The 14,160-nt window shown below is 59.9% G+C and carries 11 protein-coding genes and 1 tRNA gene; 9 read left to right on the top strand and 3 right to left on the bottom strand.

The genetic code is table 11. The features are described from left to right. Nucleotides 1-223: 223 nt before the first annotated feature. On the top strand, nt 224-652 hold the full coding sequence (locus ACCD05_RS01165) for a BA14K family protein (protein ID WP_209233298.1): 429 nt from the start codon (nt 224-226) through the stop codon (nt 650-652). 158 nt (nt 653-810) lie between these two features. Here the strand turns inward: ACCD05_RS01165 and ACCD05_RS01160 are convergent. After that, nucleotides 811-884 (bottom strand) — tRNA-Cys (locus tag ACCD05_RS01160). Nucleotides 885-1,609: 725 nt separating this feature from the next. On the opposite strand from ACCD05_RS01160, the gene ACCD05_RS01155 reads away from it, so the two are divergent. The 6 genes from ACCD05_RS01155 (at nt 1,610) to exoR (ending at nt 9,579) form a co-directional block, all read left to right on the top strand. Beyond that, nucleotides 1,610-2,272, top strand: coding sequence for a protein-L-isoaspartate O-methyltransferase family protein (locus ACCD05_RS01155; protein ID WP_413390655.1), 663 nt, complete (start codon nt 1,610-1,612; stop codon nt 2,270-2,272). A gap of 221 nt (nt 2,273-2,493) precedes the next feature. Further along, the gene (locus tag ACCD05_RS01150) at nt 2,494-3,417 is read left to right on the top strand and encodes a DUF2497 domain-containing protein (protein WP_413390653.1); all 924 of its coding nucleotides are present in this window, start codon (nt 2,494-2,496) and stop codon (nt 3,415-3,417) included. A 120-nt stretch (nt 3,418-3,537) separates the two neighbouring features. Then, entirely contained in the window at nt 3,538-6,381 is a 2,844-nt protein-coding gene (locus ACCD05_RS01145) for a valine--tRNA ligase (RefSeq protein ID WP_413390651.1), read from the top strand. 393 nt (nt 6,382-6,774) lie between these two features. After that, a complete protein-coding gene (locus ACCD05_RS01140; protein WP_413390649.1) occupies nt 6,775-8,049 on the top strand; it encodes an OmpP1/FadL family transporter in 1,275 nt (424 codons plus the stop codon). Nucleotides 8,050-8,284: 235 nt separating this feature from the next. After that, nucleotides 8,285-8,782, top strand: a complete 498-nt coding sequence (locus tag ACCD05_RS01135; RefSeq protein WP_413390647.1) for a hypothetical protein — start codon at nt 8,285-8,287, stop codon at nt 8,780-8,782. Beyond that, nucleotides 8,776-9,579, top strand: a complete 804-nt coding sequence (gene exoR, locus ACCD05_RS01130; RefSeq protein WP_018900092.1) for an exopolysaccharide production regulator ExoR — start codon at nt 8,776-8,778, stop codon at nt 9,577-9,579. The genes ACCD05_RS01135 and exoR overlap by 7 nt, the downstream gene beginning before the upstream one ends. A gap of 53 nt (nt 9,580-9,632) precedes the next feature. On the opposite strand, the gene xth is transcribed toward exoR, so the two are convergent. Together xth and erpA are read right to left on the bottom strand one after the other, a co-directional pair. Further along, on the bottom strand, nt 9,633-10,424 hold the full coding sequence (gene xth / locus ACCD05_RS01125) for an exodeoxyribonuclease III (RefSeq protein ID WP_413390644.1): 792 nt from the start codon (nt 10,422-10,424) through the stop codon (nt 9,633-9,635). Between the two features lie 121 nt (nt 10,425-10,545). Continuing rightward, nucleotides 10,546-10,878 (bottom strand): iron-sulfur cluster insertion protein ErpA, encoded by a 333-nt coding sequence (erpA, locus tag ACCD05_RS01120; protein WP_413390642.1) that lies wholly within the window; start codon nt 10,876-10,878, stop codon nt 10,546-10,548. Between the two features lie 219 nt (nt 10,879-11,097). Here erpA and ACCD05_RS01115 point away from each other — a divergent pair, with 219 nt between their 5' ends. Continuing rightward, entirely contained in the window at nt 11,098-12,315 is a 1,218-nt protein-coding gene (locus ACCD05_RS01115; protein WP_413390640.1) for a deoxyguanosinetriphosphate triphosphohydrolase, read from the top strand. Between the two features lie 65 nt (nt 12,316-12,380). Further along, nucleotides 12,381-14,138: an arginine--tRNA ligase gene (argS, locus tag ACCD05_RS01110; RefSeq protein ID WP_112941461.1), complete on the top strand. Its 1,758-nt coding sequence runs from the start codon at nt 12,381-12,383 to the stop codon at nt 14,136-14,138. Nucleotides 14,139-14,160: the final 22 nt, after the last annotated feature.

The following is a 14,160-nucleotide window of genomic DNA, read 5'->3' as shown; positions in this document are numbered from 1 at the left end:
ATCCATCCATGAAAGGGCATTGTCATAAAAGTGTCATAAAGCAGCGGCCGGACCAAAGAAAGTGCCGGAGGGGCATTCGGGCGCGCAGGGTTAACCCACGCGAAATCGCAGCATTCGCTGGCGAATGCTGAGCAAAACCAATTGATTGGAACGAGTTGCCGAAATGCGCGTTATCTCGTCATGGGACAACGATGAAGCATCTCTGTGGATTGTGAGGTCTGAAATGAAGAAATTGGCCATTATCGCCGTGGCGCTGATGACAGCCCTGGGCGGCATATCTCCGGCCGCCGCCTTTGAGGTCAAGGGTCAGCACTACGACGCCCCTCCGGATGTGAGGCGGCCGAATTGGGATCGATGCGGCCCATACAGGAACTGCTACGGAAACCGGGATCGCTACCGCTACGGCAACCGTGGTCGCGACTACTACGGCCGTTATGATGACCGCTACTATCGTCATCATGACAACACCGGCGCCATCATCGGTGGCTTGGCTGCAGGCGCCATTATCGGCGGTATCATCGCTTCGCAGCCGCGCGTCCGCTCGGGCGGTTCACATGTGGACTATTGCTACAGCCGCTACCGCTCGTACCGCGCATCCGATAACACCTACCAGCCCAACTACGGCCCCCGCCGTCAGTGCGTAGGTCCGTGATAGGCCAAGGCTCGCGTCGAATGACGACAAACCTGATCGCTGGATAGCGGTCAGGTTTTTTAATGAGGGAAGGGGCACGCGTTTCGACGCGCGATCTCGCATCGCCCGCGCACTGCCGGCGCGCCAGGTATCGTCACATCATTTGTCGGTGAGAAGTTTGGAGGCCTCGCCCGGAATTGAACCGGGGTACAAGGATTTGCAGTCCTCTGCGTCACCACTCCGCCACGAGGCCTCACGACGCTTACTTTCGGAAGCGTGGGCGGCATTTAGAATGAATAGAAAACAAGCGCAAGGGGGTTGTTCAAAAACCTGGGGGATTTCAGGCGCCAAAATGCAAACAGGAGATGACCCTTCGAAAGGTCATTGAAGAACGCGAAAGGCAACGCCCATTGCCTAGGCGATTTCGGCCTCTGTCAGTTCCCGCCCCGCAACGAAACAAGCGGCGAAACGCCGTTGGTCGCAACGCCAGGCACACTCGCATGCACAAGCGGTATCATCACGACGATCGCAAATAGGCCTCCGATAAAGAGCCCACCCAAAAGAGCTGATTTCGTCATGGCACCCCGCTGGTCATCGTTCTTACTGGTTAAAGTCATCGCTAATAAAGCTGACGACCACCTGAACGTCGTGGTTGCGGGGAGACGATGTCCGAACCTCAGCCTGTCTCTTTTCCCAGCAACCCGCAGCACATGATCGCGATCAGCGCGGCGACGATGAAAAAGTCGAACAGCGAGAAATATTCAGCTATGACTGACATGATCTTCTCCTCCTTATTCCTCCGGTTGCAATATTATCACAATCTTATGAACGTCACCATGGATTTTTCTGAACGTCCTGGGCGATTGGCCACACCGTCCGAATTCTTGCTGCAGTCGCTCAGGAAGCCTTGAAAGCCGGTTGCCCTGCGATTAAGACACGGGTGAGCAATAAGCGCTTTTCATTGGGCGAGAGGACACTATGAATTTCGAGACGGCACGCGCCAACATGGTCGACAACCAGATCCGCACCACGGATGTCACCTCTCACTCCGTTCAGGCCGCTTTCCTTGCCGTGCCGCGTGAGGCTTTCGTTCCGGAAAAGTCCAAGGCGATCTCCTATATCGACACCGACGTCGAAATCTGTCCGGCGGCCGCAGGCAAGCCGGCGCGTTTCCTGATGCAGCCGTCGCCGCTCGCCAAGCTGCTCCAGCTCGCGGCCGTGACCAAGGATGACGTCGTTCTCGATGTCGGCTGTGGCACGGGTTATGTCTCCGCGCTCTTCTCCAAGCTCGCGGGTTCGGTCGTCGCTCTCGAAGAAAACGAGGCGCTGGCCACCGAGGCGACGGCAAACCTTGCCGATTACGCCAACGTCTCCGTCGTCACGGGATCGCTTGAAGCCGGCAGCGCCAAGGGCGCTCCCTACGACCTGATCTTCGTCAACGGCGCGGTGGAAGAAGTTCCGGCTTCGCTCTTCTCGCAGCTGCGTGAAGGCGGCCGCCTTGTCACCATCAAGGGATATGGCGGCTCGGCGCGTGCGACGGTGTTCGTCAGCGAGCGCGGCGCGGTCTCCGAAAACGTCTTCTTCAACGCTTCCGTCAAGCCGCTGCCGGGCTTCGCCAAGGCACGCGAATTCGTGTTCTAAGCGACGCATCGAGAAGTTTTTGATGATGCGGGCGCCACTGGCGCCCGTGTCTGTTTCAGGCGGGCCTTCGAAGCGGTCATTGACCTTTGAGAAAACTGTGCAAAGCGGCAGTCATTTGATTCGCGATGATTTTTTTCCCCGATCGGCTATCCTACAGTCTGGGTGATTCGGATGCCGACACCTCGCAATCCGGTCGTTGTTTGAGAATAACGGGGATAGATATGGCTCAGCCAAGCGTAGCGCGTGAACCGTCCATGGAAGAAATCCTGGCGTCGATCCGCCAGATCATCGAAAGCAATGAGCCGGGCGCGGGCAGGGCACTCTCCGCATCGCTGCCGCCTGTTTACGGTGATGATGAAGACGATCACGGCTCCGACATTCATCTGACTGTTGATCAGGCCTATGCCGGCGTGGAATTCCCCGATCCCGCACCGCAGCAGACCGATCCACGCTTCGTTGCTGCCAATTCCGCGGGCTCCGCACCCGCGCAGGAAGCGCCGCGCGCCGCCATGTCGCTGGCCGATGTCGCTGCCCGCGTTCGCGCCGCCTCCGAGCGCAACACGCTTCAGCCGCAGCGCGAACCACCCCTCGAGTTCCGCCAGCAGCCGGCGCCTGTCGCACCGGCCCCTGTCATGGAAGCTCAGCCGCAGCAGCAGGTAGTCGAGGAACATCCGATGATGCACCAGGCCGCTCCGGCGGCTCAGCGTGCGCCCGAGCCCGTGCTGGTCGAAGAACCAGCCGCAATGGCGTTCGAAATGCCGCCTCAGCAGCCGGTCGCAGAAGTCGAAACCGTTCAGCCCGCACCGGCACCGGTTCGGGAACATGTCGCCATCGCTCCGCCGATGTCGGCTGCTCCCATCGCAGCACAGCCGGTCTCCGCGCCGCTGTCGGATCGCCTTCTGCCGAGCCTGATGGACGAAACCCAGCAGTCGCTGCTGTCGCAGGATGCCGGCCTGCAGATCGCCCGCTCTTTCGAGGAACTGGCCGCCGCCATCGATGGCGCCGAGCGTCGCTCACTGGACGAGATCGCCGAAGACATGCTGCGCCCGATGCTGCGCGACTGGCTCGACGACAACCTGCCGACCCTGGTCGAGCGCCTCGTGCGCGAAGAGATCGAGCGCGTGGCGCGCGGCCCGCGCCGCTGATCGGATCCGTCGCTTTTTACAAAGAGCCGCTCCGGTCCCCGGGGCGGCTTTTTTATTGACTTGGCTGCGGGCATCCTATTTACAACCCGCATCCAGAAAACCTCCAGATTTGGTCCAAAAATGCTCGAAAAGACCTACGATTCCGCAGCCGTTGAACCGAAGATCGCCGCGAAATGGGACGAGGCGGACGCTTTCCGCGCGGGCGCGAACGCCAAGCCGGGCGCCGAAAGCTTCACCATCGTGATCCCGCCGCCGAATGTGACGGGTTCGCTGCACATGGGCCACGCGCTGAACAACACGCTGCAGGACATCATGGTCCGCTTCGAGCGCATGCGCGGCAAGGACGTGCTGTGGCAGCCGGGCATGGATCATGCCGGCATCGCCACGCAGATGGTCGTCGAGCGCAAGCTGATGGAACAGCAGCTTCCGGGCCGCCGCGACATGGGCCGCGAAGCCTTCATCGAGAAAGTCTGGGAGTGGAAGAACGAGTCGGGTGGCCTGATCTTCAATCAGCTGAAGCGCCTCGGCGCCTCCTGTGATTGGTCGCGCGAGCGCTTCACCATGGACGAGGGTCTCTCGGAGGCCGTCCTCGAAGTCTTCGTCAGCCTCTACAAGGAAGGCCTGATCTACAAGGACAAGCGTCTCGTCAACTGGGACCCGAAGCTGCTGACCGCGATCTCCGACATGGAAGTCGAGCAGCTGGAGGTCAAGGGCAATCTCTGGCACTTCCGCTATCCGCTGGAAGCGGGCGTCACTTACCAGTACCCGATCGCTTTCGACGAGGAAGGCAAGCCGACGGAATTCGAGACGCGCGACTACATCGTCGTCGCAACGACCCGTCCGGAAACGATGCTCGGCGATACCGGCATCGCGGTGAACCCTGAAGACGAGCGCTACAAGTCGATCGTCGGCAAGCATGTCATCTTGCCGATCGTCGGCCGCAAGATCCCGATCGTCGCGGATGATTACGCCGATCCAACCGCCGGCACCGGCGCCGTCAAGATCACGCCTGCGCATGACTTCAACGACTTCGAGGTCGGCAAGCGCGCCGGTTTGCGCGCCATCAACGTCATGAACATCGATGCCTCGATCTCGATCAAGGAGAACGAGGATTTCCTCGAAGGTCTCGATCATCCGGCAGCACTCCATGGTGCCTGGGACCGTCTGGAGGGCCGGGATCGTTTCACCGCCCGCAAGATCATCGTCGAGATTTTCGAAGAGGCAGGCCTGCTCGACAAGATCGAGCCGCACAAGCACGTGGTCCCGCATGGCGACCGCGGCGGCGTGCCGATCGAGCCGCGCCTGACCGATCAATGGTGGGTCGACAACAAAACGCTGGCCCAGCCGGCGATCGCGTCGGTCCGTGAAGGCCGCACCAATTTCGTGCCGAAGAACTGGGAAAACACCTATTTCCAGTGGATGGAAAACATCCAGCCTTGGTGCATTTCCCGTCAGCTGTGGTGGGGTCACCAGATTCCCGCCTGGTACGGTCCCGATGGCCAGGTCTTCGTCGAGAAGACCGAGGAAGAGGCGCTGCAGGCTGCCATCCAGCACTACATCGCTCACGAGGGACCTTGGAAGGCTTGGGTCGAGGAAAAGCTCGAAAACTTCCAGCCGGGCGAAATCCTGACGCGCGACGAAGACGTGCTCGATACATGGTTCTCGTCCGCTCTCTGGCCGTTCTCGACCCTCGGCTGGCCGGAAAAGACGCCCGAGCTTGCTCGCTACTACCCGACCAACGTTCTGGTCACCGGCTTCGATATCATCCCGTTCTGGGTTGTTCGCATGATGCAGATGGGTCTGCATTTCATGAAGGACGAGGACGGCGTTCCGGTCGAGCCGTTCCACACGGTCTATATCCACGCGCTGGTTCGCGACAAGAACGGCCAGAAGATGTCGAAGTCGAAGGGCAACGTCATCGACCCGCTGGAACTGATCGATGAATACGGCGCCGACGCGCTGCGCTTCACGCTTGCGATCATGGCGGCCCAGGGGCGCGACGTGAAGCTCGATCCGGCCCGCATCGCCGGCTATCGCAACTTCGGCACCAAGCTTTGGAATGCGACGCGCTTCGCCGAGATGAACGGCGTCGTTAACGACCCGCATTTCATTCCCGAGGCAGCCGAACTCACGGTCAACCGCTGGATTCTGACGGAACTGTCCCGCACCGAACGCGACCTCACCGAGGCGATCGAAGCCTATCGCTTCAACGATGCCGCCGGCGTGCTCTATCGCTTCGTCTGGAACCAGGTCTGCGATTGGTATCTCGAACTGCTGAAGCCGATCTTCGGCGGCACGGACGAGGGCGCCAAGAAGGAGGCGCAGTCCTGCGTCGCCTACGTGCTCGAAGAGATCTACAAGCTGCTGCACCCGTTCATGCCCTTCATGACCGAAGAGCTTTGGGCGCATACGGCAGGCGAGGGCCGCGAGCGTGATGGCCTGGTCTGCCACGCCGAATGGCCGTCGCCGTCCTACGCCGACGACGCGGCGGCCGACGAGATCAACTGGCTGATCGACCTCGTCTCCGATATCCGCTCGGTTCGCTCCGAAATGAACGTACCGCCGTCCGCCGTAGCCCCGCTCGTCTTCGTCAACGCCAACAGCCTGACGCGTGACCGGCTGTCGCGCCACGATGCGGCGATCAAGCGCCTCGCGCGCGTCGATGGCATTTCGCTGGCTGACCAGGCGCCGAAGGGTGCTGCCCAGATCGTGGCCGGCGAAGCCACCGTCTGCCTGCCGCTCGGCGCGCTGATCGATCTTGGCGCCGAAAAGGCCCGCCTCGAAAAGGCGATCGCCAAGACCGAGGCCGAAATGGCCAGAATCAACGGCAAGCTCTCCAACGAGAAGTTCGTTGCCAACGCCAACCCGGAGGTCGTCGCGGCCGAAAGGGAACGTCTGGAAGAGCTGACGGTCCAGCTCGCGAGCCTCAAGATCGCGCTCTCGCGTGTAGATGAAGCCTCGTAAAATCAACTTTCAATAGTATTTCATTCCAAGGCGTCCGATGAAGAATCGGGCGCCTTTTTTCGAAAAATTAACCGTAATCAGGCACTCCGCCGCCACAACTTGGCCGGAGCGGCACCATTTTTCAGCTTTTCCACGAAGTTTTTCCTAAAAATCGAACTGTTGTCAGAAGGTAACATATCTGTGCTCGTATAGAACGATCGCCCTATCGCCTGATCGATTCCAGGATTTTTTGAGATGCATTTTCTAAAATGAGGAAATTTTGACGTGCTCGTCAATTTTTTACGTAAAGCATCCATTAGCTCACTTTTCAATCGCGCCCGGTCACGAAGTTGCCATTTTAACCTCTCGCCGTCACAGTCCCACCATCGCAATTGCCTCAGTGGGGGAGACACCTTGGCATCTCGTAAGGTTCTGGCGGCAGCCCTGCCGCTTGTTATGATTTCGACGCTCACCCAGCCTGCCCTCGCGGGTGGTCTGGATCGTGGCGGCTATAATATCGATCAGTTGTTCGATGCATCGCAGTTCTCCGTCCAGTCGGGCGTGATCTATGTCATGCCGCAGCGCAAGCTGAAGAACGCCAAGGATACCGATCCAAGCGATGGCTTGGGGAGCAATGGTCGTGGTGGTGGATCGACCACCGCCGACGACACTGAGAATTATGCCATCCCCTATGGTGGCATCAAAGGCGGCATCGGTGATCTCGACTGTTTGGTCGATTACTCGGAGCCCTTCGGCGCTCACACCAATCCGGGTGCGAACTGGGTTGGTGCGCAGAACAATATCGAAACCAAGATCACGACGCACAATTATGGCGCGACGTGCTCCTACAAGTTCGACATGGGTCCGGGGCAGCTCCGCGTGATCGGTGGCACGTTCTATCAGGAAGTCGAAGGCTTTAAGGAACGTTACGTTTTCAATCCGGCGCTGTTGGGCGGCACCGGTACCGGCATTGGCCGGCTTGACCTGGAAGACCAGGCTTGGGGCTGGCGTGCAGGTGTTGCCTATGAGATTCCGGAATACGCGCTTCGCGCGAGCCTGGTTTATAATAGCCGCGTCAAGTACGACAATCTGACGGGTACCGTCGACCTCACGCAGGCGATCGGCGGGATCGCGCCTTATAACCGCGCTCCCTACGGACGCGTAACGCCCGTATTTGGCTCTGCCGAAGCGCCCGATTCGCTTGAGTTTAAGGTGCAGAGTGGTATCGCGCCGGATTGGCTGGCCTTCGGATCGGTGAAGTGGACCAATTGGAGCTTGCTTCAGTCCATATCCCTTTGCCCAACGGCGACCAGAGGGCGTACTTGCAGCGCGACCAGCGGTACGCAGCTTACCTCACTCGATCTGCTTTACCAGGATGGCTGGACGGTGACGGGCGGTATTGGCCACAAGTTCAACGATCAGTGGAGCGGTGCAGTCAGCCTGACGTGGGACCGCGGCACGAGCCATGGTTACGGTGCTCAGACGGATAGCTGGACGCTTGGCGTTGGTGCCGCGTACAGCCCGACCGAAAACATCGAGTGGCGGCTCGCTGGCGCGCTTGGCATTCTGACAAGCGGTTCCTCGGGTGCCATCACGCAGAATGGTGTCACTTATGGTGACGACGTCTCCTACGACTTCGGCAACGATCTCGTGGCGGCCATCTCCACCAGCATCAAGGTCAAGTTCTGACCCGCCAAGATCAGTGCAAGTGAAAGCCCGGCAAACTGTCGGGCTTTTCTTTGTCTGGGCGCCATTAAGCATGCTCTCGTCACGTGTCATTTTGTGACGATTCAGCAACAGTTTTTTTTGAGTGTTGGCGTATGATGGGCTCCATCACGAATTGTCCATTTCCCGCCACAAACTAGGCGCAGCGGTAATCTCGGGCGAGGGAATGACAGGCATAGGGTGCGCGTAAAAGAGTAAGATGGGTCGTTTTTCGGTGAGTGTGAAAGAGACGGACATGAGGTGTGGCGCAGTTGCCGCCGCTTCGCTTGTTTCGCCTGTTTTACAGGGTGTCTCAGCCGCAAAGCGCCGTTCTATCGCAGCGTTCTCAAGCCTTTCAGTTTCCTCACGTTTGACTGTGTTGCCGCTTTCCGAACTGGCTTTCGGTAACGACGTCTCGCGTTTTGTCACAATTGGTGACTACGACATTTCTGAAGGCGAAATGCCGCTCCGCGGGCTCGCCGAAAAGAGGTTGAAGGCATCGCCGTCAGTTCGCGCCGGAAAGCGGGCGGATGCTGTCGGTGCGAAGGGAATGAAGGCTCTCTCAAGAGAGCAAAAGGCTGGATGCGACGCGGGCAAGCGGGTCTTGGAACCCACCGCGGGATCGCTCGCCGAAGGGACTTTATCTGCGGGCCGAACGGGCGGGATGTTCGAGATGGCGCGTATGGGTGGAAACGAAAGAAATCGAGTGAAATGCTGACGTTCGAGTTCAGACCTTTCAGATTGATGCTTATGGGGCTCTCCGTCGCCTGCTGCGCGGCGATGAGTTGTCCGGCAAGCGCGTTCGACATCAAGTCGGGCGTCAACAAGGAATCCGGTCCTTTCGATCTCTTCAAGTTCGGTTTCAAGGCCTACAAGAACGGCCAGAAGGAAGAGGCTGTCGAAGCCTACAAATACGCCGCCGAAAAGGGCCACACCGGATCGCGCTGGGCGCTTGCCAACATGTATGCCGATGGCGACGGCGTCGCGCAGGACGATTTCGAAGCTTTCAAGATCTATAGCGAGATCGCGCAGCAGGGCGTCGAGCCCGGCTCCGAGGATACCGGCTTCTTCGTCAACGCGCTGCTGTCGCTCGCCGGCTATTACAAGCACGGCATTCCGGGCAGCCCCGTGAAGACCGATCTCACCCAGGCGCGCCAGATCTACTTCCAGGTCGCCTCCACCTTCGGCGTTCCCGAAGCGCAGTTCCAGCTGGCGCAGATGATGCTTGCCGGCGATGGCGGCGCCACCAGCACGCAGCAGGCCAAGAAGTGGCTGAACCAGGCCCGCAAGGCCGGTCACCCGGGCGCCATGTCCGTCTTCGGCAATATCCTGTTCCAGGAAGGCCAGTCGGCCAACGGCCTGGCGCTGATGACGGCGGCGCTCGATCGCTGCAAGCCGAAGGATTGCAACTGGATGGAATCGCTGCAGGAGCAGGCCTTCTCGGTTGCCAGCGAAAGCGACCGCCGCAACGCCATCGCCCTCTCGCACAAGATCGCCAGCAGCAACACCGACTGAGCGATGTAAGACCGGATCGCCGAGATCCGGCCTCGATTAGTGCCGCCTAGCCCTTAGGCCGCGAAATCGAAATAGGCGACCACAGGCACGTGGTCGGAAGGCTTCTCCCAAGCACGCACATGTTTTTCGATGGCCGTCGAGGTCATCCGGTCGGCGGCTTCCGGCGACAGCATCAGGTGATCGATGCGAATGCCGTTGTTCTTCGGCCATGCGCCGGCCTGATAATCCCAGAACGTATACGCCGGCACCGCATCCGTCGTCGCGCGCACCGCATCGGTCAGCCCCAGACTCTCCAGCCTGCGAAACGCCTCGCGCGTCTGTGGCAGGAACAGAGCGTCGTTCTCCCACACCTTGGGGTCGAAGCAATCATGCGGCTCTGGGATGACGTTGTAGTCGCCGGCAAGGACGAGGATCTCTTCATAAGCCAACCGCTCGGCCGCGAATGTCCGCAGCCGCTCCATCCAGGCGAGCTTGTAGTTGTATTTCTCGGTGTCGACAGGATTGCCGTTCGGCAGATAGAGGCAGCAGACGCGGGCAACGCGGTTGCCGGGAATGGAGAACACGGCTTCCAGAAAGCGTGCCTGCTCGTCCAGCGGATCGCCCGGCAGTCCGCGCGTCACTTCGTCCGGCTTGGTCTTGGAAAGAATGGCGACGCCGTTGAAGCCCTTCTGCCCATGCGTCTCCACATGATAGCCGAGGGCCTCGATCTCCAGCCGCGGAAAGCCTTCGTCGACGGTCTTGATCTCCTGCAGGCAGGCGATATCGGGGTTCGAATCCTTCAGCCACTGCGTGAGGTTGTCGATGCGCGCCTTGACGCCGTTGATGTTCCAGGTCGCGATCTTCATTCTTTTGTCCCGTTCCGCTTTGACGTCTTCTTCTAGCGTGGTCTTGAGACAAGCGACAAGACGTTAAACCGGCCGGAAGGCAATCTTCGGCCGGTTCGGTGTGGATAGCGGAGGAGGGTGGTCAGATCGAGAAGCTGGTGCCGCAGCCGCAGCTGGCAACCGCGTTCGGGTTCTTGATCTGGAAGGACTGGCCGAGCAGGTTATCGACGAAATCGATCTCCGAGCCCGCCATGTAGATCAGCGAAATGCTGTCGATCAGCACCTTCGCGTCGTTCTTCTCGACGATCACGTCGTCGTCCTGGATGCCGTCGGTGAGGTCGAACTTGTAGGAAAAGCCCGAACAGCCGCCGCCTTCGACGGAGACGCGCAGCGCGCTCTTGCCGGGGTCGCTGCCGACGATGGTGGCGATTCGCTTCGCCGCGGCGTCGGAAAGGGTTACATTTGCTTCGGTCATGTCTGCTCCTGCCGGGGTCAAGATCCGGAGAGAATAGTGGTCAAGCCATCAATATAAACGGCTGTTTTTCAATGCTATCGCGCCTTATATCATGAAAGCGCGGCCCGCGGCAAAGTGGGCGATACGTCGTCTCTTTGCCGTTTATGCTCTCTATAGGTATGAAGAGCATATGGCGGCGTCAATGGGCGTGCGCTTGGACATGGCGAGTGACGGTGAAGAATGACGATCGACAGACGTGCATTAGGCTTCGGTAACAGCGACAGGGCAATCTACGCGGCTGACCCGTGGACGACGCGTGGGCGGCTCTATCCCGAGAACTCCAGCCCGACACGCTCGGACTTCCAGCGCGACCGCGACCGCATCGTTCACACGACCGCCTTCCGGCGCCTCAAGCACAAGACCCAGGTCTTCATCGCACAGGATGGCGATCACTATCGTACGCGGCTCACGCATACGATCGAGGTCGCCCAGATCGCCCGCGCGCTCGCTAGAGCGCTGAAGCTCGACGAGGATCTGGCGGAAGGCGTCGCTCTCGTGCACGATTTCGGCCACACGCCCTTCGGCCACACCGGCGAGGACGCGCTGCACGAGGTGCTACTGCCCTATGGCGGCTTCGACCACAATGCCCAGTCGCTGCGCATCGTCACCAAGCTCGAACGCCGCTACGCCGATTTCGACGGCATCAACCTGACATGGGAAAGCCTGGAAGGGCTGGTCAAGCATAACGGTCCGCTACTCACCAAGGACGGAACCGGCACACGCGGCCCCGTGCCGCAGCCGATCCTCGATTACTGCGAGATCCACGATCTCCAGATCGACACCTACGCCAGCCTTGAGGCCCAGGTTGCCGCGATCGCCGACGATATCGCCTATAACACCCACGATATCGATGACGGCCTGCGGTCGGGCTATCTCACCTTCGACATGCTGGAGGATATTCCCTTCCTGGCCGGGCTGATGGCCGAGGTGAGGGAGCGCTACCCCACGCTGGAGCCAAGCCGCTTCACCCACGAAATCATGCGCCGCCAGATCACCCGCATGGTCGAGGACGTGATTTCGGTCGCGCAGGAACGTCTGGCCGAGATCCGCCCCGAAAGCGCCGACGACGTCAGACACGCCAGCCGCGTGATCGCGACGTTCTCCGAGGGGATGGCCGAGACGGACAGGCAGATCAAGGCGATGCTCTTCAAGCGCATCTACCGCCATCCCGACATCATGCGCATTCGATCAGGCGCGGCCCAGATCGTCACCGACCTGTTTTCGGCCTACATGGCCAACCCGAAAGAGATGCAGAGCCACTATTGGGTGGATCACATCGCCGGGCTGGCCGAAGCGCCAAAGGCGCGCCATGTTGGCGATTACCTCGCCGGCATGACCGATACCTACGCCATCAGCGCCCACAGGCGATTGTTTGACCAGACTCCCGATTTGCGCTAGGCAGCGGTCGCTCGGCAAAGGCCGGGCGGATGCCGTGTGGCACAGCCTATGCATGGAAGAGTGCGATGAACCTTTTTACCGATTTCGAAGCCAGGATTAAAACCGCCCTTGAACAGATCGATCTGGTCAAGGAAAAGCGATCCGAGCTGGATTTCGGACGCATTGCCGTCGAGCCGCCGCGTGATGCGAGCCACGGCGATGTCGCGACCAATGCGGCGATGGTGCTTGCCAAGCCGCTCGGCACCAATCCGCGCGCGCTGGCCGAAATCATCACCGAAAAGTTGAAGGAAGATCCGGACGTAGCCGAAGTATCGGTCGCAGGCCCTGGTTTCATCAACGTCAGGATCGCCGTCGGCTACTGGCAGCGCCTGCTGGCCTCGATGATCACTGCTGGCACCGACTACGGTCGCTCGACAATGGGTGAGGGCCGCAAGGTCAATGTCGAATACGTCTCGGCCAACCCGACCGGCCCGATGCATGTCGGCCATTGCCGTGGCGCCGTCGTCGGCGACGCGCTGGCCAATCTGTTGTCCTTCGCCGGCTTCGACGTCACCAAGGAATATTACATCAACGACGCCGGCTCGCAGATCGACGTCTTGGCGCGCTCCGTCTTCCTGCGCTACCGCGAGGCGCTCGGCGAAAAGATCGGAGAGATTCCAGCTGGCCTCTATCCGGGCGATTATCTCGTTCCCGTCGGCGAAGCGCTGGCGCGTGATTACGGCGTCAAGCTGCACAACATGCCCGAGGATCAGTGGATGCCGCTGGTCAAGGATCGCACCATCGATGCGATGATGGTGATGATCCGCGAGGATCTGGAGGCGTTGAACGTCCATCACGACGTGTTCTTCTCCGAGCGCACGCTGCACGCCAATGGCGCTGCCGCCATCCGCACGGCCATCAACGACCTGACCTTCAAGGGCCACGTCTACAAGGGCACGCTGCCGCCGCCGAAGGGCCAGCTGCCGGAAGACTGGGAAGATCGCGAACAGACGCTGTTCCGCTCGACCGAAGTCGGCGACGACATGGATCGTCCGCTGATCAAGTCTGATGGCTCCTACACCTATTTCGCGGCCGACGTCGCCTACTTCAAGAACAAGTTCGATCGCGGCTTCAGCGAGATGATTTATGTGCTCGGCGCCGATCATGGCGGCTACGTCAAGCGCCTGGAAGCGGTTGCGCGCGGCGTGTCGGAAGGCAAGGCCAAGCTTACCGTTCTGCTGTGCCAGCTGGTCAAGCTGTTCCGCGATGGCGAACCGGTCAAGATGTCGAAGCGCTCGGGCGACTTCGTGACGCTCCGCGATGTGGTCGAGGAAGTCGGCCGCGATTCGGTGCGCTTCATGATGCTGTATAGAAAGAGCTCGGAGCCGTTGGACTTCGATTTCGCCAAAGTAACGGAACAGTCGAAAGACAATCCGGTCTTTTACGTACAGTACGCGCACGCCCGTTGCATGTCTGTCTTCAGGCAGGCCAAGGAGGCGTTTCCGGATCTCGACGTGTCGCCTGAAACCCTCGCGAAAGCTGTGTCTGGAATCTCGGATCCTGCGGAATTACAATTGGTTGCGAAGGTTGCCGAGTTCCCTCGGCTGGTCGAGGCGGCGGCTCAATCGCAAGAGCCGCATCGTGTCGTATTCTACCTCTATGATCTTGCCAGTTCTTTCCATGCTCATTGGAATAAGGGCAAGGATCAGGTAGACTTACGATTTATTAACGATAAGAGCCGAGAGTCTAGTATTACCAGACTAGGGCTGGTGTACGCCGTTGCGTCCGTTTTGAAGTCGGGTCTTGCCATCGCAGGAACGGCTGCGCCGGAAGAGATGCGGTAGCGTCACCATTTACCCACAATGC

The sequence above is a fragment of the Rhizobium sp. Rhizsp42 genome, assembly GCF_047304155.1.
Classification (GTDB): domain Bacteria; phylum Pseudomonadota; class Alphaproteobacteria; order Rhizobiales; family Rhizobiaceae; genus Rhizobium.
Note: the sequence above shows the minus strand (reverse complement) of the source record. Positions and strands in the feature narration are given on the sequence as shown.

Excerpts from the sequence above, each read along its gene's own strand:
- xth (WP_413390644.1), bottom strand. The coding sequence starts at position 10,424 with ATGAAGATCGCGACCTGGAACATCAACGGCGTCAAGGCGCGCATCGAC.
- ACCD05_RS01145 (WP_413390651.1), top strand. The coding sequence starts at position 3,538 with ATGCTCGAAAAGACCTACGATTCCGCAGCCGTTGAACCGAAGATCGCC.
- ACCD05_RS01155 (WP_413390655.1), top strand. The coding sequence starts at position 1,610 with ATGAATTTCGAGACGGCACGCGCCAACATGGTCGACAACCAGATCCGC.
- ACCD05_RS01165 (WP_209233298.1), top strand. The coding sequence starts at position 224 with ATGAAGAAATTGGCCATTATCGCCGTGGCGCTGATGACAGCCCTGGGC.
- ACCD05_RS01115 (WP_413390640.1), top strand. The coding sequence starts at position 11,098 with ATGACGATCGACAGACGTGCATTAGGCTTCGGTAACAGCGACAGGGCA.
- argS (WP_112941461.1), top strand. The coding sequence starts at position 12,381 with ATGAACCTTTTTACCGATTTCGAAGCCAGGATTAAAACCGCCCTTGAA.
- ACCD05_RS01135 (WP_413390647.1), top strand. The coding sequence starts at position 8,285 with ATGGGTCGTTTTTCGGTGAGTGTGAAAGAGACGGACATGAGGTGTGGC.
- ACCD05_RS01150 (WP_413390653.1), top strand. The coding sequence starts at position 2,494 with ATGGCTCAGCCAAGCGTAGCGCGTGAACCGTCCATGGAAGAAATCCTG.
- erpA (WP_413390642.1), bottom strand. The coding sequence starts at position 10,878 with ATGACCGAAGCAAATGTAACCCTTTCCGACGCCGCGGCGAAGCGAATC.
- exoR (WP_018900092.1), top strand. The coding sequence starts at position 8,776 with ATGCTGACGTTCGAGTTCAGACCTTTCAGATTGATGCTTATGGGGCTC.